Here is a 13,648-nt window from a genome sequence, read left to right on the forward strand (position 1 = left end):
CCGGGCATGGAAGGAGCAACGATGGCCGAAGTCGGTTCGCACATCGAGAGAGAACAAAGCAAAACGTCGGCGAAGGGACCTTTGCAACGGTTCCTGCGTACGATCGGCCCCGGTTTTATCACCGGCGCATCCGACGACGATCCCTCCGGCATCGGAACTTACAGCCAGGCCGGCGCGCAGCTCGGTTTCGATATCGGCTGGACCATGCTGTTCACCTTCCCGCTGATGGCGGCGATCCAGGAGATCGCCGCCCGCATCGGCCGCACCACGGGCAAGGGGATTTCCGGCAACCTCAGCAGACATTATCCCGCCTCGCTGCTCTACGTCGTGGTGGTGCTGCTTTCCGTCGCCAACGTCATCAATATCGGCGCCGACCTCAGCGCCATGGCGGACGCGTTGGAGCTGCTCATCGGCGGGCCGAGCCCGCTCTATGTGATCGCATTCGCGATCGTCTGTATCTGCGCGATCGTCTTTCTCGACTACACCCGCTACGTGAAAGTGCTCAAATGGACAACCTTGAGCCTCTTCGCCTACGTCATTGCCATGTTCGCCGCGAATGTAGCCTGGGCCGACGCGGCCAAAGGCTTGCTTGTTCCGCACATTGAATGGAATGGCGCTTTCTTCACCACGCTGCTCGCGATCCTCGGCACGACGATCTCGCCTTATCTGTTCTTCTGGCAGGCCTCGCAGGAGGTCGAGGAGGAGGAACTCAAGCCAAGCGCCAAGCCGCTGCGATGGGCGCCGTGGCAAGCTTCCAAGGCATTCCGGCGAATACGCGCCGATACGCTGGTCGGAATGGCGTTTTCGAATTTGATAGGCGTCGCGATCATCTTCACCACGGCCGCCACGCTTCACAAGGCGGGGGTGACGGACATTGCTTCGTCCACCGACGCGGCCAAAGCTCTGGAGCCGGCCGCCGGAAAGTTCGCCTTCATCATTTTCTCGATGGGAATTATCGGCACCGGGCTCCTGGCTGTGCCGGTGCTGGCGGGGTCAGCGGCTTTCGCCGTCGGCGAAGCCCTGCACTGGACGGTGGGGCTGCAGCGCAAGCCGAAGGAAGCGTTGGCGTTTTACGTCACACTCGCCGCCGCGACCGCTCTTGGCACCGGGATCATGTTTACCCCGATCGACCCGATCAAGACGCTTTACTGGAGCGCCGTCATCAACGGCATATGCGCCGTTCCCGTACTGATCGTCATGATGCGGATGGCCGGCCGCAAGGACGTCATGGGTGAATTCCCGGTTCAGGGTTGGCTGCGCGCGCTGGGATGGCTAACGACAATGACAATGGCAGCCTCGTCGGTGGGCCTCATCGCGCAGTGGTTTGTGTGAATCCCGAGCAGGGAAAGCGGTCTTTCAGATGCGACAGGCGGCGATTCATGCGTCGGTCCGGCCAATCGCCTGGCCGCGGCGGTGCTTCGTCGCCGTCAATAACAATTGATGCTTTTAGCGGTGTCGCCGCATGTATTTCTTTCTGGAACAAGTTTGATCAGGCCGTGTTGGTGATGATCCAACCCCCACCAGGAGATTCAGAATGGCGACGACGAAAGCGGCCTCGAACAAGGGCCTCAACGAACTTTTCCATGACACGCTGAAGGATATCTATTTCGCCGAGAAGAAAATCCTGACGACGCTGCCCAAAATGGCAAAGGCGGCGCAGGACGATGCGCTGAAAATGGCCTTCGAGAAGCATCGCGACCAGACGGAGGAACATGTCGCCCGTCTCGAGGAAGTGTTCGAGGTGATCGATAAGAAACCGGCGGGCAAGACTTGTGCCGCCATCATGGGCATCACCGAGGAAGGTGCCGAGATCATGGACGAGTACAAGGGCTCGCCCTCGCTCGACGCCGGCCTGCTGGCTGCCGCCCAAGCCGTCGAGCATTACGAGATCTCTCGCTACGGCACGCTCAGGACCTGGGCGCAGGAACTCGGCCTGACGGAGGCCGTCACCTTGCTCGACAAGACGCTGAACGAAGAAAAGGAAACGGACGCCGCGCTCACCCAGCTTGCCGAATCCGCGGTCAACGTCGCGGCTGAAGCCGCATAGCGGACGACCCGCTCACGGTCGCCGAGCCCCGGCGGCTTGCCAGGGCTCGCTGCCACATTGCAGGTCCAATCGAACGGCGGCGGCCGCTGCCCGCGCCACCAGCGATCTCACCTGTTTGTTGGATCGATAATTCGTCGTGGATGGCAGAATTGGCGCGCCGGTTCTTGCAGCGACCCGGGCCTCTTGACGGTCAAGATCTACAAACCCATATCGCCGCTGAGCTTGGGCCGCTGTCGGCACCAAGCCGTTGCCTGAACTCAATTGTTCGTTCGATTGGAGGACGTTATGAACGATCGCATGTTCGACAGCCCTGTTTTCGTGAAGAGCGGAGACAGCCTCATCCAGGAAATCGCGTGCCTGGAAGATGCCCTGGAATTTCTCTACGCGTGGCCCAAGAACAGGCGCGGAGCCATCTTTGAAACGGCCCTTCGTGCCTGCCAGCGGGCATTCGACAGCGGCTATCCGCTGACTGCCGCCAGAGATGCCTTTAGCGGTTTCGCAAGGTCGGTCAAAATTCTCGAGGACGTGAGTATCCCCTTGCCATGGATGACCGGCAAAGGCGGCCGCGGCGGCGGACTGACTGCTTGAAAGTTTCGCGGCTATGGGAGTTCGCGATGCTTTCCAAACCTTTCGAGAAACCCCTTCGCGTTTGGGTCGGACTGGGCTTTCCCCGGCAACTGAACACCGTCGTCGATGCCTATCAGTTCGCGACCGACTGGTGCGGCAATAGCCCGGAGCAGAAAGCGGCTATCCGTGCCTGCAAGGCAGCTTTGGTCGGCGACGTCGACGCGGAAACCGCGCGAGGCGTTTTCGCCGCATTCGCGCGCAAGAAGGATATCCTTGTCGAGGACGGACCAATCCCCCCCGCGATAGAAAAAGCTCGGCCGTCAGATCACCGATGACGATCGGGGCGCGCCCCACGACAGCTGTCGGGGCGCCTCACGGGCGTGCGGCGTGTCATCCGGTCCGCCCCTTGGCACTGGATCGTTGCCTCGAATGAACGCCCACCAGTCGCGGGAATGGTGGGCGTTCAAACAGTTGACGATGAAGGGACTCAAATATCCGTCAAACCGTCCCCCAACCACCAACGGCGGGCTAAGGTTTCACTGCTTGGACCAAAGCGGCGCTGCGTGCGACTTCAGTCCCAAGTGAGTGGCATGTTGCGGCCGCCCAGCCTGCCTTCCTGGTTTCCAGCAAGTGCCTCATGCCGCCACCGTCGTGGAGGAACATCGGCTAAATGGAACCTCGATCCTGATTGTCTGTTCATTGGAAGGCGGGCCAACATGAACAGATCGTCGCTTCATCTTCTCAAAGGTACAGGGTATCTGATTTCCACAGTGAGCGTGGCACTGCTGGCGATCGTCAGCTGGGACGGTGCCTCGAAAAGTCCGTTGCTGGTTGCTTGTCTGCTCGGCGGAGCCGCTACCTCGGTTGTCGGCATGTTCTGCCGCTGGCTGTCCTACGAAATCGAGAAACGGCAGGAAGAACGGCGGTAGCCCCCGAGCCTGGCGACGAGGTCGTGTCAGCCTGAGCGGCGCAAGACCCGCGTGACAAGCAGAGTGATCAGGCTGCCGAGGACAATCCATAGGACGATCCCGCCGCCGGATGCCCGAGGCGCCGCCGCGCCGACACTTGCACCAGCGTCGGCCGGCATCGTCGTCCCGGGTTTGGCTACTTTTTCGATATAGTGCGGCGCAGCCCGGTCGGTTGCATTCGCAACGACCGGCGCGAGGTCGCGCCGGCTGCCGCGCCGTACCGAATAGGCCCGGGTAATCTCGGCGCCGAAAAGAAAAATCTGTGCCGAATAATAGACCCAGACCAGCACCACCATCAGTGCGCCCGCCGCTCCGTAAGACGTCGCTATAGCGCTGGTGCCGATGTACCAGCCGATCAGCGACTTGCCGATGGTGAAGAGCAGGGCCGTGACCGCAGCGCCGATGCCGACATCGCGCCATTTGAGCGTGCGGTCCGGCAGCACCTTGTAGATCGCGGCAAAGAGCAGCGCGATCAGCACAAAAGAGACGATCGTGTTGACGCCGCTGACGATCACGCCACCGAACGGCAGGCGTCGGTTGATCAATTCGCCCAGCGCCGAGATCGCCGTGCTTGCCGCGAGCGATACCAGCAGTAGGAAGCCAAGCGCCGCGACGAGACCGAGGCTCGCCGCCCTCGCCCGCACCAGGCGCGACAGCGACACGCCGTCGGGCTTCACCTTCCATATCTCGTTGAGCGACTGCTGCATTTCGCCGAAGACGCCCGAGGCGGTGACGAAAAGCGTGACCAGTCCGATGAGCGTGGCAAGCGTGCTTGACCAGCGCTGCGCCGCGCTCTCGATCGTTGCCTTCAGGAGGTCGGCACTTTGCGGCCCCATCACGCCCGATATCTCGGCCGAGAGCGCCAGTTGTGCGGCGTCATTGCCGATGACGAAGCCGGCAATCGCCACGACAATGAGGAGGATCGGCGCCAGCGAGGTCGTGGCATAGAAAGCGATTGCCGCTCCGTGGCTCAGCGCATTGTCGGCGATGTAGCCGGCGACGCTTTCCCGCAAGAGCAGCCAGCCTTCACGAACCCAGCCCGGCATCGTCGCCTCATCTGTTTTGGACCTGCCCTTTGCCGCCAGGTCCGGCTGACGCGGTTCGCAAATCACAATCCCATGCCGGCACAATGGTTCCCAATGGGCGTGGGCACCGACGCCGGATCGCTAAAAACGGCCGCGTATTTGCAATCGGAAACAATGGATTTATATTTAGCTGACTAAGTGATTCATGGCGCGGTGAACCGATGGCCAAGAAGAAGCACAGACGGTCGGCTTGCACTGTTTCGGCAGCTTCCGACGCCGAGATCCTCGAAGCGGCTTATTTTGCCCGCAAATGCGGCCTCACGCGTGAGGAGGCATTGCAGATGATACGCGAGGCCCACAACCTGCCGGCCGTCAGGGCGGCCGAAGGCGAGAAGCGCAAGCATTGAACCCTTGTTGTAGAAGACGGGCCTCATTGGCCGGTCTGCGGCGGAATTTCGCCCGGCTTGATCACCGGCATGTCGCTGCCTGTCGGGGGCGGTGGCGTCGCGTTCTTGTCGCCGGTCGGCGGCGGCTTCAGCACGCCGCCGCAATTGCCGAGTTTTTTCGACAGTTCATCGGTGTCGGCCTGCTGCTTCTGTTTCTGCTGCTGGTCGTTGGCGTCGGGCTTGGCCTGGCAGTTCTGCGCCTGCTGGTCGTTCGGCTGGACGGCATTCTGGGCCACCGCCGGCAGAGCCTGGACCAGGGTGACGGCTGCAATGAGAAGCGCTTTTTTCATGAGATCCTCCTCATGGGTGTCAGTAACCCCCGATGATCGGCAGGATTTCGCCGGTGATGTAGCTCGAGCATTGCGGCGAGGCCAGGAACACATAGGCCGGCGCGATCTCTTCCGGCTGGGCGGGCCGCTTCATCGGCGTCTTGGCGCCGAACTGCGAGACGTCTTCCGCTTGTTTCTCGGATGGGTTGAGCGGCGTCCAGACCGGACCCGGCGCCACCGCATTGACGCGGATGCCCTTCGAGACGAGGTTGCCGGAGAGAGCGCGGGTGAAGGCGTGAATGCCGCCCTTGGTCATCGAGTAGTCGACCAGTTCCTTCGAACCCTCGATGCCGGTGACCGAACCGGTGTTGATGATCGCCGAACCCGGCGTCATGTGCGGCACGGCTTCCTGAGCCATATGGAAATAGCCGTAGAGATTGGTCTTCAGCGTGGTGTCGAAATGCTCCTCGGTCAGATCGGCGAAATCGGCCGAGTGGATTTGAAAGGCGGCATTGTTGACCAGCACGTCGAGCTTGCCGAAGGCCTTGAGCGTTTCCGCCACCGCCTTGTGGCAGAAGGCGCGTTTGGCGACGTCGCCGCGCAAGGTGATGCAGCGCCTGCCCTCCGCCTCGATCGCATGCTTCGTCGCCTCGGCATCGCGGTCCTCGCTGAGATAGGCGATGGCGACATCGGCACCCTCGCGTGCGAACAGCACGGCCACAGCGCGGCCGATGCCGGAATCGCCGCCGGTGATCAGCGCGACCTTGTCCTTGAGCTTGCCCGACCCTTGCCAGAAGGGCGCATCATAAAGCGGCGCGGGCTCGATCGCCCATTCCTCGCCGGGCTTGGGATGATGCTGCCTGGGGAAAGGCGGCGTAGGGTATCTGCGCGCGCCGGCCTGCATAGCGCCCGGCGCTTCCGGCTTCGGCTTGCCGCGGTCCGTGGCATCGACCTTGCGCTGCACGCCGCGCTGCCTATTCGCCGTCGTCGCCGTGTCTGTCTTCTTGGCGGTCGCTAATTTTCTGGCCGTGCCGGTTTTCGTTCGGCTGCTGGTCGGCATGGTGGTCTCCTTTCGGAGGACAACGCATGCCGAGGGAAAAGGTTGGCCCTTGGATCGCCGCACCTCGCCGAGATGCCTGCGCGTACATCAAAGTTAAATGCGGCCGCCCGGCCGCGGTGCTAACGCTTGGTCACTGGGGGACTCTTCAGGAGGAGTCCACATGGACGTTCGAACTCTCATCGGCAGTCTCTCGGCCGCAATGCTGCGCCGGCGCGCCGCAGCGCCGCCAGTCCCCGTTAGGGTGATCCGCGCTTCGCTGGCCGAGGTGCCGCTCAGGCCGCGCCCACGTCCGCCGCACCGCCCGGCGCCACCGGCCCGGCCCGCGAGCAATATGTAGCCTCGGATTTGCGGCCTCGGACCAGCCGGCCGGATGCAACCGACTGCCGAAGTCATCGTTTATGGCCATCCGCAATTTTTACGGTGAAATATGAAATCCATGCGTACGAACAGCCCGCTTTTTATTCTCGCCGCCGCCATGATCACGGCCGCGCCCTTTGCCGGTCTTGCCTGGCGCACGCGCGAATGGCTCGGATGGTGAAGGACCGATGAGCCGTTTCCTGCCCCTCACCATACGCTTCGTCAGCGGTGGTACGATGGTGGTCACCACCGTCGCCGAGGCCAAGAAGGCGCTCGGAGGCGCATGGAAGAACAAGGAGGCGCCAGCCTATCTCAAAGCGGCCCGGCTGGTGGACGACGCGATCGCCGGCACCTGCCGTCCGGCCATCGCCTTTGCCGCCTTCAAGAAGGTCGCCGCGCAGCAGGGCCTGCTGAGGCCTGCCCAGCCGAGTGCCGCCCTTACCATGCTGGATGAGCTGTGGTCGCGATCCAAGACCCCGCGCAGCTAAAGCGCGTCGCGATCTTTCAGATTCGCTCCATGCGCTTTAGCGTCTTGATTTTACGCATGTCTTTACCCCGAAACCGGTTCCCACTTTCGGGAGACATGCTTTAGATGCCTATCTCGGCTCGCGGGTCATGCTGAGATAGGTTGGATCGAATTCGGCGATCGCAACCAGCCGCTCCCAGTCGAGGATCGTGATCATATGGTTCGTCCAGTTGACCACGTTCATGCGGCGCAGCGTGCCGATGACCCGGTTCATATGGACGACGGAGAGGCCGAGCACGTCGGCGAGCTCGGCCTGCGACAGCGGCAGATGGAAGCTCATCTCGCGGGTCTTTTTCACCACCTGCAGCCTGACGAACAGCTCGCATATCAAATGCGCGAGATGAGAGGTCTTGGAGCGGCGTCCCATGGCCACGATCCATTCGCGATGGATGGCGCCATCGACCAGCGTGTTCAGCCACAACAGCCGGGTAAGGTGCGGCGCCTGCTCGGTAATCGTCTTGAGCTTGCTATGCTCCGCGGCGGCGACATGGCAGGGAGACAGCGCGACGATGCCATGGTCCATCGTCTTCAGCAAAAACGCATGAAGGTCGACGAAATCGCCCGCGACCTGCAACGAGGTGAACTGGCGGCCGCCGTGCTCCAACACCTTGTAGCGGGCGGCAAACCCGTCGATGATGAGCGTGCTGTAGATCGGCCGCGTGCCTTCCGTGACGATGTGCTCGCCGGCGGCGAGGTATCTTTCGAGTGACATGGCGTCAGCGAGCAGCGCCTTCTCTTCTTCCGACAGGACGTCATGCTGGCCGAGGTTGAGGTAAAGCGATTCCAGCATCCGCGGTTCTCCATGCGCAACAGCTAACGCCGCAGGGCTGGGCCGGTTGCAGGCGGCCGCGCAGCAAGGGCCGGCGCGCCGCGCATTCCGCTGAGGATCAACCGCTTGGAACCATGATCGGGGCCAGGGATTGAACTTGCCAAACGCCCGGAGTGCTTCATCGATGGAACGCTACTATTTCGACCTCCATAACGCCGAGCATGGCCAGGTTGACGAGCACGGGCAGCTTTTTGCCAACCGCGAGCGTGCCCGTCTTGAGGCGTTGCGCATCCTGCACGACATTGCCCGCGACGAGGCGCCCGGGACCGAACAGTTGAAGATCACCGTGAAGCTGCGCACCGCGAAGGAGCAGATATTCGAGGCGTCGCTGACGCTGGACTCGGCCTGGAAGTGAGGCCTTTGCCCTCAGCATCGCATCCCGCCGGAGGCAAGCATGTTCGCCGATTTTGACACATTGGAAATAGACACCGGCGAGGCGCGTATCTTCGCCCGCCATGGCGGCAGCGGGCCCGGCCTGCTCCTGCTGCACGGCTTTCCCGAAACGCATGCGATGTGGCGCGACGTGGCGCCCAGCCTGGCGCGGGATTTCAGCGTCGTCTGTACCGATCTGCGCGGTTATGGGCAAAGCTCCTGCCCGCCGTCGGCCGCCGACCATGCGCCCTACGGCAAGCGCGCCATGGCCGCCGACATGGCGGCGCTCATGGAGGACCTCGGCTTCCGACGTTTCCTGGTCGCCGGCCATGATCGCGGCGGGCGCGTCGCCTACCGGCTGGCGCTCGATCATCCGGACCGCGTCGAGAAGCTCGCCGTGCTCGACATCGTCCCTACCGCCGAGGTCTGGGACCGGGCCGATGCCAGGCTGGCGCTAGGCTTTTGGCCGTGGTCGCTGCTGGCGCAGCCCGAGCCGCTGCCGGAGACGATATTGGCGGCGACGGCCGAAGCAATCGTCGACAATGCGCTTTCCGGCTGGGGATCCGCAGCCGACGCGTTCCCGCCCGGCGTGCGGCAGGCTTATGTCGCTGCGCTGCGCGATCCGGCGCATATCCACGCCATCTGCGAAGAGTATCGCGCGGCGGCTTCGCTCGACCGGCTGCACGACCATGCGGACCGCGAGGCCGGCCGGCGTATATCCTGCCCCGTGCTGGCGCTGTGGAGCGAGCATGGCGCGCTGGCCGAATGGTATCGGGACGAAGACGGACCGCTGGGCATATGGCGGAACTGGGCCGACGATGCCAGCGGCGGGGCGATGCCCGGCGGCCACTTCTTTCCGGAGGAATCGCCGATCGAAACGGCGCCCACGCTCGACGCCTTCTTTTCCGGAAGATAGAGAACCTCTCCGGCAGATGGCGCCGGCCGGCCAAGCGGCCGGTCGGCCTGGCTCACATCAGCATCAGCCAGAGCAACGGCAGGGCCGCCAGGCCGATCGCCATTGCGATGAGCGCGGCATGGCCGAGACGCTCGGCGCGCCTGGCAATATCGGCGACCTCGTCCTCGTCATTGATGATGTCGAGGAACGAAAGATCGGCAAGGGTGGTACGCTGGTTGTCATTGGCAGGCATGCTTTCGGCATCCTGCCGAGCGGGCTTTGCAGAGATATAGGTCAAAACGTCGTCTCGCTCCGAGGTCGGCTGCGCGGCCTTCTGTTTATGGATAACGGTGCCCGCCGGAATTGCGCGGGGCTGACCGGCGGGCACCATGATAGCCGGCGATGGAGGGGGCTTTCTCGTCGGCCGCTCACCAATTCGCAAAAAGAGATTTGGTTGCACAAGCCAGCCCAATGCGCTGGCCGGATCGGACTTCAGTCTGACGAGTCACAAAATGTTTCGATCGGAACATCGGTTGCGGGCGCCTGTTCCCCTTACTCAGGGATGTTGGACGCATCCTTGAATTCACCCTCAAGAAAAATCCGAACCAACGGAGAATTCGATATGCCCAATCGAGGCGGAACCCACGAACAGCACGTCAAAGCCGGCCAGCAGAGCCACAAGAACCGCGAAGACCAGCATCGCGGCAGCGGGCAGCAGCAGGCCGAGGACCGCAACATGGGTCAGCGGAGCGCCGGCCAGCACCGAGGTGGCAGCGGCAACTTCGCCGAAGACCGCCGGCGCGCCTCCGAGGCTGGTCGCAAGGGCGGTCAGCACTGAGTTTCAAAATGGCGTCCGCAAAACGCGGGCGCCATTTTGGTGTCCCGCGACTTCCAGCTGTCCCGCGACTTCCAGCCCGGGATGGAACCTCTTCCCCCTCCTCCAGTTCCCTTAAGGGCCGGCCGCCTCAAGCGAAGCGGTCGCCGCAGGACGTTACATGGAGGCACCGATGTCCTTGCGTACACTTCATCCCGAACGCGTCGATGAGACCCGGGTACAGGCCTATTCGACCTTCGGTCCGTTGCTGATCCACTCGCTGGCGCAGAAACTGGCGCACTACCAAGGCATGCGCGAGTTGGACAAGCTCGAACAATCGCTTGTTCGCCTGGTCGAGGAGACCGACGTCGCCGCCCCGCACGGCGAGGAGATGAAGGAATTCGCCGTCGAACTCGTCGTGTCGACGCTGCGCAATGTGCGCGAGCATCCCGACGCCAAGCAAGATCTGGAAGAGATCGACGGACGTCGCGCCGAAGGCCGTTCGGAAGACCCGGATACGCTGGAGGAGCAGTTGCAGTCCGGCCTTGAGGACTCCTTTCCGGCAAGCGATCCGCCGGCCGTGGTCTCGACCGCGATCACCGGCGGCTCGAAGGACGTCGTCGGCACCGACGAGGTGCTGCGCCGCAAGAAGGAAGCACGCCGCAGGCAGTCCCAGACAGCGAACTGATACGGCGGAAATCGAAGGAGGCCTGCGATGACCCAGGCGAACGACAATATACCGAACCGGCCGGGCGCCGCCGATGCGCCGGCGACCGGCAATTTGCCGACCAAGGGCGGCGACGATCCCGATGTGCGCTTCCTGGCGGAGCACACCGATCTTTCGCCGAAGCAGGCGCGGGAGTTGATCCGCGAGCACGGGCACGACCGCGACAAACTCTTGAAGATCGCACGGACCATGAAAGCGGAAGGCTGACGGTTCTCCAAGGACGGTGGGCAAACGGCCTTCTCGAAAGCGAGGTTAAGATGAGCAATTCACCCAATACCGGACGTCCCGGAACCTCCGATCAATGGCCGCGCTGGGAAGGCCCGAAGGCCAACAAGCCGCGCGGCTATCTGCCGGCTAAGGATGATCCCGACGAGGATCGCGACGCGGCCGACGAGAACAACAAGGATCCGGAACGGGCCGACCTGGGCGACGTCGCCAAGAAAAAGGGTTCCTGAGACTCTCAATCACTCAGCGCAACAAGGAGCAGGACAATGCCACGCGGAGACAAATCGAAATACACCGACAAGCAGGAACGCAAGGCCGATCATATCGCCGAAGGCTACGAGAAGCGCGGCGTGTCCGAGAAGGAAGCCGAACGGCGCGCCTGGGCGACGGTCAACAAGGACGACGCCGGCGGCAAAAAGGCAGGCGGCTCCGGCCGCGGCAAGCACACCGGCCATCCGGCGGCGCATAAGGGCGGGAAGGCTGGCGGCAAGGCTTCGGGCGAGCGATCCGCGGCCGCGCGCTCCGCTTCCGCGAAGAAGGCAGCGGCCACGCGCAAGCGCAACGCGGAGCACCACGCTCATCATTGAGGAACTTCCCCTTCTCCCCTTGTGGGAGAAGGTGGATCGGCGCGATAGCGCCGAGACGGATGAGGGGTGTTCCAGCGGAGCGAGACGCCGGCTTTCCCTGGAACACCCCTCACCCGGCCGTTTCGCGGCCACCGCCCGGCCCTTCGCAGGCTCAGGGCGTTCGAAGCTCGAAAAGCCAAGCAATTGGCTTTCCATCCGCTCACGCGGACCGCTTCTCACCCCACAAGGGGAGAAGGAGAATGCCCCCTACAGTGGCATCTCCGATGTCTGCTTGATCGTCTGGCTGGGCACGTCCGTCTTGACGTTCTGCACGCCCTTGATGCGGCTCAGATGCTCCGACTGGAAGCGGCGATAGTCGTCGATGCCGGCCGCCACGATCCGCACCATCGCGTCGCAGTCGCCCAGCATCAGATAGCACTCCATCACTTCGGGGAATTTCGCCACCTCGGCGGCGAAATGCTCGATCGTGTCCTCGTCCTGCTGCTTCAGCCAGATGCGGGTGAAGAAGGTCTGGCCGCGGCCGATCTTGGCCGGGTTGAGCACCGCGACGTAGCGGTCGATGACGCCGGCCTCCTCCAGCAACTTGACGCGCCGCAGGCAAGGCGACGGCGAGAGGCCGACTTCCTTGGCCAGATCGTTGTTGGCCATGCGCCCGTCGCGCTGCAAGGCGCGCAGGATGCGCCTGTCGATCTCATCCAGCTTCATAGTGCCAAATTCCAATCTTTTGCCTGTATGCGCTATTCAATGCTAAATTTTGGCAGAAGCGGGACGTATTCGCAACCCGATTGCGAGGCGATTCGGCTATGGTGCCCCACCGATAGCAACCCACAACCGAGCGGGAGAACGGCGGCCACGAGGCCTGCCGAAGGCAAAGCCATGAGCGTTTCCGAGATCGCCCTCGCCGAGGGTCAAAGCACCGATGGACGCGGCGGCGAGTTCCGGCGCGGGCTCGCTGCCTCGACGCCGGTGCTGCTCGGCATCATCCCCTACGCGCTGGTGCTCGGCGCGCAGGCAGCGCAGAAGGGCCTGAGCGTGGCCGAGGTGCCGCTGATGACCGGCCTCAATTTCGCCGGCGGCTCCGAGTTCGCCGCGATCCGGCTCTGGACTTCGCCGCCGCATATCCTGTTGATCGCCGCCATCACCTTTCTGGTCAACAGCCGGCATCTCCTGATGGGCGCCGCACTTGCGCCGTTCATCAACCATCTGCCGAAGCGGCAGGTTTTTCCGGCGCTGTTTTTGATGTGCGACGAGAGCTGGGCCGTGGGCCTTGCGGATGCGCGGCGGCGCGCCGACGCCGGCATGCGGCCGGCCTTCAGCCTGGCCTTTTACCTGGGCGCCGCCCTGCCCTTCTACCTCGCCTGGGTGGCATTCACGACCTGCGGCGCGGCACTCGGTCCGGTGCTCGGCGACGTCGAGACATACGGTTCTGCCTTGGCTTTCCCGGCTGTGTTCCTGGTGTTGCTTCGGGGCATGTGGACGGGCTTTGCCGCGGCGCGGCCCTGGCTGGTCAGCCTGGCGGTGGCGGCGCTCACCTATCTCGTCGTGCCCGGCGCCTGGTATGTGGCGGCCGGTGCGCTGTCCGGCCTGGTGGCCGCGTGGTTCCTCGCAGGTGAGAGATGATCGATCCGATGACCGTGCTCGCCATCCTGGCGATGGCCGGCGTGACGTATCTCACCCGCATCGGCGGCTATGTGGTGCTGAGGAACCGCGCGCTCGGCCCGCGCGCCACGGCGGTGATGGAAGCCGCGCCCGGCTGCGTGCTGATCTCGGTGATCGCTCCGGATTTCGTCTCGAAGAATCCGGCCGATCTGGCGGCACTTGCAATCACGGTGCTAGCGGCGACACGGCTGTCGATGCTGCCGACAGTGGTGATCGGGGTGGCTTCGGCGGGCGTGCTAAGGTGGCTGATGGGTGGCTGATCTCCCCCGAGGAGG

Annotated in this window: 21 protein-coding genes and 1 pseudogene; 16 read left to right on the forward strand and 6 right to left on the reverse strand. The window is 63.4% G+C overall.

What is annotated here, in order from left to right; all coding sequences use genetic code 11:
* Positions 1 to 21 precede the first annotated feature (21 nt).
* The 5 genes from FJ980_RS11645 to FJ980_RS11665 all read left to right on the forward strand — a co-directional run bounded on the left by FJ980_RS11645 (position 22) and on the right by FJ980_RS11665 (position 3,543).
* A complete protein-coding gene (locus tag FJ980_RS11645; protein ID WP_140543028.1) occupies positions 22 to 1,332 on the forward strand; it encodes an Nramp family divalent metal transporter in 1,311 nt (436 codons plus the stop codon).
* Between the two features lie 202 nt (positions 1,333 to 1,534).
* Complete coding sequence (locus tag FJ980_RS11650; RefSeq protein ID WP_140543029.1) at positions 1,535 to 2,047, forward strand: ferritin-like domain-containing protein; 513 nt, start codon at positions 1,535 to 1,537, stop codon at positions 2,045 to 2,047.
* A 285-nt stretch (positions 2,048 to 2,332) separates the two neighbouring features.
* Positions 2,333 to 2,635: a DUF982 domain-containing protein gene (locus FJ980_RS11655; protein WP_140543030.1), complete on the forward strand. Its 303-nt coding sequence runs from the start codon at positions 2,333 to 2,335 to the stop codon at positions 2,633 to 2,635.
* Positions 2,632 to 2,949, forward strand: coding sequence for a DUF982 domain-containing protein (locus FJ980_RS11660; protein ID WP_246676399.1), 318 nt, complete (start codon positions 2,632 to 2,634; stop codon positions 2,947 to 2,949). The genes FJ980_RS11655 and FJ980_RS11660 overlap by 4 nt, the downstream gene beginning before the upstream one ends.
* Before the next feature lie 381 nt (positions 2,950 to 3,330).
* Positions 3,331 to 3,543: a hypothetical protein gene (locus tag FJ980_RS11665; RefSeq protein ID WP_140543031.1), complete on the forward strand. Its 213-nt coding sequence runs from the start codon at positions 3,331 to 3,333 to the stop codon at positions 3,541 to 3,543.
* 26 nt (positions 3,544 to 3,569) lie between these two features.
* Here FJ980_RS11665 and FJ980_RS11670 read toward each other — a convergent pair whose 3' ends face one another.
* The gene (locus tag FJ980_RS11670; RefSeq protein WP_140543032.1) at positions 3,570 to 4,628 is read right to left on the reverse strand and encodes a YihY/virulence factor BrkB family protein; all 1,059 of its coding nucleotides are present in this window, start codon (positions 4,626 to 4,628) and stop codon (positions 3,570 to 3,572) included.
* Positions 4,629 to 4,828: 200 nt separating this feature from the next.
* Between FJ980_RS11670 and FJ980_RS11675 the strand changes: the two genes are divergently transcribed.
* Positions 4,829 to 5,014: a hypothetical protein gene (locus FJ980_RS11675; protein WP_140543033.1), complete on the forward strand. Its 186-nt coding sequence runs from the start codon at positions 4,829 to 4,831 to the stop codon at positions 5,012 to 5,014.
* A gap of 23 nt (positions 5,015 to 5,037) precedes the next feature.
* Here the strand turns inward: FJ980_RS11675 and FJ980_RS11680 are convergent, their stop codons facing one another.
* Together FJ980_RS11680 and FJ980_RS11685 are read right to left on the reverse strand one after the other, a co-directional pair.
* Positions 5,038 to 5,343, reverse strand: coding sequence for a hypothetical protein (locus FJ980_RS11680; RefSeq protein ID WP_140543034.1), 306 nt, complete (start codon positions 5,341 to 5,343; stop codon positions 5,038 to 5,040).
* A gap of 19 nt (positions 5,344 to 5,362) precedes the next feature.
* Complete coding sequence (locus FJ980_RS11685) at positions 5,363 to 6,382, reverse strand: SDR family oxidoreductase (protein WP_140543035.1); 1,020 nt, start codon at positions 6,380 to 6,382, stop codon at positions 5,363 to 5,365.
* Positions 6,383 to 6,927: 545 nt separating this feature from the next.
* Here FJ980_RS11685 and FJ980_RS11690 point away from each other — a divergent pair.
* Positions 6,928 to 7,227: a DUF982 domain-containing protein gene (locus FJ980_RS11690; RefSeq protein ID WP_140543036.1), complete on the forward strand. Its 300-nt coding sequence runs from the start codon at positions 6,928 to 6,930 to the stop codon at positions 7,225 to 7,227.
* A 108-nt stretch (positions 7,228 to 7,335) separates the two neighbouring features.
* Here the strand turns inward: FJ980_RS11690 and FJ980_RS11695 are convergent, their stop codons facing one another.
* On the reverse strand, positions 7,336 to 8,055 hold the full coding sequence (locus FJ980_RS11695; RefSeq protein WP_140543037.1) for a Crp/Fnr family transcriptional regulator: 720 nt from the start codon (positions 8,053 to 8,055) through the stop codon (positions 7,336 to 7,338).
* A gap of 163 nt (positions 8,056 to 8,218) precedes the next feature.
* Here FJ980_RS11695 and FJ980_RS11700 point away from each other — a divergent pair, with 163 nt between their 5' ends.
* Both FJ980_RS11700 and FJ980_RS11705 read left to right on the forward strand, forming a co-directional pair.
* Positions 8,219 to 8,449 (forward strand): hypothetical protein, encoded by a 231-nt coding sequence (locus FJ980_RS11700; protein ID WP_140543038.1) that lies wholly within the window; start codon positions 8,219 to 8,221, stop codon positions 8,447 to 8,449.
* A gap of 39 nt (positions 8,450 to 8,488) precedes the next feature.
* Complete coding sequence (locus tag FJ980_RS11705) at positions 8,489 to 9,382, forward strand: alpha/beta hydrolase (RefSeq protein WP_140543039.1); 894 nt, start codon at positions 8,489 to 8,491, stop codon at positions 9,380 to 9,382.
* Positions 9,383 to 9,434: 52 nt separating this feature from the next.
* On the opposite strand, the gene FJ980_RS11710 is transcribed toward FJ980_RS11705, so the two are convergent.
* Complete coding sequence (locus tag FJ980_RS11710) at positions 9,435 to 9,614, reverse strand: hypothetical protein (protein ID WP_140543040.1); 180 nt, start codon at positions 9,612 to 9,614, stop codon at positions 9,435 to 9,437.
* Between the two features lie 483 nt (positions 9,615 to 10,097).
* On the opposite strand from FJ980_RS11710, the pseudogene FJ980_RS11715 reads away from it, so the two are divergent.
* From FJ980_RS11715 to FJ980_RS11735, 5 genes and pseudogenes are all read left to right on the forward strand, one after another.
* Positions 10,098 to 10,196 (forward strand): annotated as a pseudogene (locus FJ980_RS11715) (KGG domain-containing protein); the annotation flags it as partial.
* Between the two features lie 172 nt (positions 10,197 to 10,368).
* The gene (locus FJ980_RS11720; protein WP_140543041.1) at positions 10,369 to 10,863 is read left to right on the forward strand and encodes a hypothetical protein; all 495 of its coding nucleotides are present in this window, start codon (positions 10,369 to 10,371) and stop codon (positions 10,861 to 10,863) included.
* 27 nt (positions 10,864 to 10,890) lie between these two features.
* Complete coding sequence (locus FJ980_RS11725; protein ID WP_140543042.1) at positions 10,891 to 11,109, forward strand: hypothetical protein; 219 nt, start codon at positions 10,891 to 10,893, stop codon at positions 11,107 to 11,109.
* 50 nt (positions 11,110 to 11,159) lie between these two features.
* Complete coding sequence (locus tag FJ980_RS11730) at positions 11,160 to 11,357, forward strand: hypothetical protein (RefSeq protein WP_140543043.1); 198 nt, start codon at positions 11,160 to 11,162, stop codon at positions 11,355 to 11,357.
* A 36-nt stretch (positions 11,358 to 11,393) separates the two neighbouring features.
* Positions 11,394 to 11,714 carry a plasmid stabilization protein gene (locus FJ980_RS11735; protein WP_095768382.1) on the forward strand — a complete coding sequence of 107 codons (321 nt, stop codon included), beginning with the start codon at positions 11,394 to 11,396 and terminating at the stop codon, positions 11,712 to 11,714.
* A 246-nt stretch (positions 11,715 to 11,960) separates the two neighbouring features.
* Here FJ980_RS11735 and FJ980_RS11740 read toward each other — a convergent pair whose 3' ends face one another.
* The gene (locus FJ980_RS11740) at positions 11,961 to 12,419 is read right to left on the reverse strand and encodes an Lrp/AsnC family transcriptional regulator (protein WP_040981044.1); all 459 of its coding nucleotides are present in this window, start codon (positions 12,417 to 12,419) and stop codon (positions 11,961 to 11,963) included.
* Positions 12,420 to 12,590: 171 nt separating this feature from the next.
* Here FJ980_RS11740 and FJ980_RS11745 point away from each other — a divergent pair, with 171 nt between their 5' ends.
* Together FJ980_RS11745 and FJ980_RS11750 are read left to right on the forward strand one after the other, a co-directional pair.
* Positions 12,591 to 13,334: an AzlC family ABC transporter permease gene (locus FJ980_RS11745; protein ID WP_140543044.1), complete on the forward strand. Its 744-nt coding sequence runs from the start codon at positions 12,591 to 12,593 to the stop codon at positions 13,332 to 13,334.
* Positions 13,331 to 13,633, forward strand: a complete 303-nt coding sequence (locus FJ980_RS11750; RefSeq protein ID WP_140543045.1) for an AzlD family protein — start codon at positions 13,331 to 13,333, stop codon at positions 13,631 to 13,633. Before FJ980_RS11745 ends, FJ980_RS11750 begins: the two co-directional genes overlap by 4 nt.
* The last annotated feature ends 15 nt before the right edge of the window (positions 13,634 to 13,648 follow it).

Source organism: Mesorhizobium sp. B1-1-5 (assembly GCF_006443065.1).
Taxonomy (GTDB): Bacteria; Pseudomonadota; Alphaproteobacteria; order Rhizobiales; family Rhizobiaceae; genus Mesorhizobium.

What these genes read in the sequence shown, in the direction of transcription:
- FJ980_RS11645 (WP_140543028.1), top strand. Translation starts at nt 22, where the DNA reads ATGGCCGAAGTCGGTTCGCACATCGAGAGAGAACAAAGCAAAACGTCG.
- FJ980_RS11650 (WP_140543029.1), top strand. Translation starts at nt 1,535, where the DNA reads ATGGCGACGACGAAAGCGGCCTCGAACAAGGGCCTCAACGAACTTTTC.
- FJ980_RS11655 (WP_140543030.1), top strand. Translation starts at nt 2,333, where the DNA reads ATGAACGATCGCATGTTCGACAGCCCTGTTTTCGTGAAGAGCGGAGAC.
- FJ980_RS11665 (WP_140543031.1), top strand. Translation starts at nt 3,331, where the DNA reads ATGAACAGATCGTCGCTTCATCTTCTCAAAGGTACAGGGTATCTGATT.
- FJ980_RS11670 (WP_140543032.1), bottom strand. Translation starts at nt 4,628, where the DNA reads ATGCCGGGCTGGGTTCGTGAAGGCTGGCTGCTCTTGCGGGAAAGCGTC.
- FJ980_RS11675 (WP_140543033.1), top strand. Translation starts at nt 4,829, where the DNA reads ATGGCCAAGAAGAAGCACAGACGGTCGGCTTGCACTGTTTCGGCAGCT.
- FJ980_RS11680 (WP_140543034.1), bottom strand. Translation starts at nt 5,343, where the DNA reads ATGAAAAAAGCGCTTCTCATTGCAGCCGTCACCCTGGTCCAGGCTCTG.
- FJ980_RS11685 (WP_140543035.1), bottom strand. Translation starts at nt 6,382, where the DNA reads ATGCCGACCAGCAGCCGAACGAAAACCGGCACGGCCAGAAAATTAGCG.
- FJ980_RS11690 (WP_140543036.1), top strand. Translation starts at nt 6,928, where the DNA reads ATGAGCCGTTTCCTGCCCCTCACCATACGCTTCGTCAGCGGTGGTACG.
- FJ980_RS11695 (WP_140543037.1), bottom strand. Translation starts at nt 8,055, where the DNA reads ATGCTGGAATCGCTTTACCTCAACCTCGGCCAGCATGACGTCCTGTCG.
- FJ980_RS11700 (WP_140543038.1), top strand. Translation starts at nt 8,219, where the DNA reads ATGGAACGCTACTATTTCGACCTCCATAACGCCGAGCATGGCCAGGTT.
- FJ980_RS11705 (WP_140543039.1), top strand. Translation starts at nt 8,489, where the DNA reads ATGTTCGCCGATTTTGACACATTGGAAATAGACACCGGCGAGGCGCGT.
- FJ980_RS11710 (WP_140543040.1), bottom strand. Translation starts at nt 9,614, where the DNA reads ATGCCTGCCAATGACAACCAGCGTACCACCCTTGCCGATCTTTCGTTC.
- FJ980_RS11720 (WP_140543041.1), top strand. Translation starts at nt 10,369, where the DNA reads ATGTCCTTGCGTACACTTCATCCCGAACGCGTCGATGAGACCCGGGTA.
- FJ980_RS11725 (WP_140543042.1), top strand. Translation starts at nt 10,891, where the DNA reads ATGACCCAGGCGAACGACAATATACCGAACCGGCCGGGCGCCGCCGAT.
- FJ980_RS11730 (WP_140543043.1), top strand. Translation starts at nt 11,160, where the DNA reads ATGAGCAATTCACCCAATACCGGACGTCCCGGAACCTCCGATCAATGG.
- FJ980_RS11735 (WP_095768382.1), top strand. Translation starts at nt 11,394, where the DNA reads ATGCCACGCGGAGACAAATCGAAATACACCGACAAGCAGGAACGCAAG.
- FJ980_RS11740 (WP_040981044.1), bottom strand. Translation starts at nt 12,419, where the DNA reads ATGAAGCTGGATGAGATCGACAGGCGCATCCTGCGCGCCTTGCAGCGC.
- FJ980_RS11745 (WP_140543044.1), top strand. Translation starts at nt 12,591, where the DNA reads ATGAGCGTTTCCGAGATCGCCCTCGCCGAGGGTCAAAGCACCGATGGA.
- FJ980_RS11750 (WP_140543045.1), top strand. Translation starts at nt 13,331, where the DNA reads ATGATCGATCCGATGACCGTGCTCGCCATCCTGGCGATGGCCGGCGTG.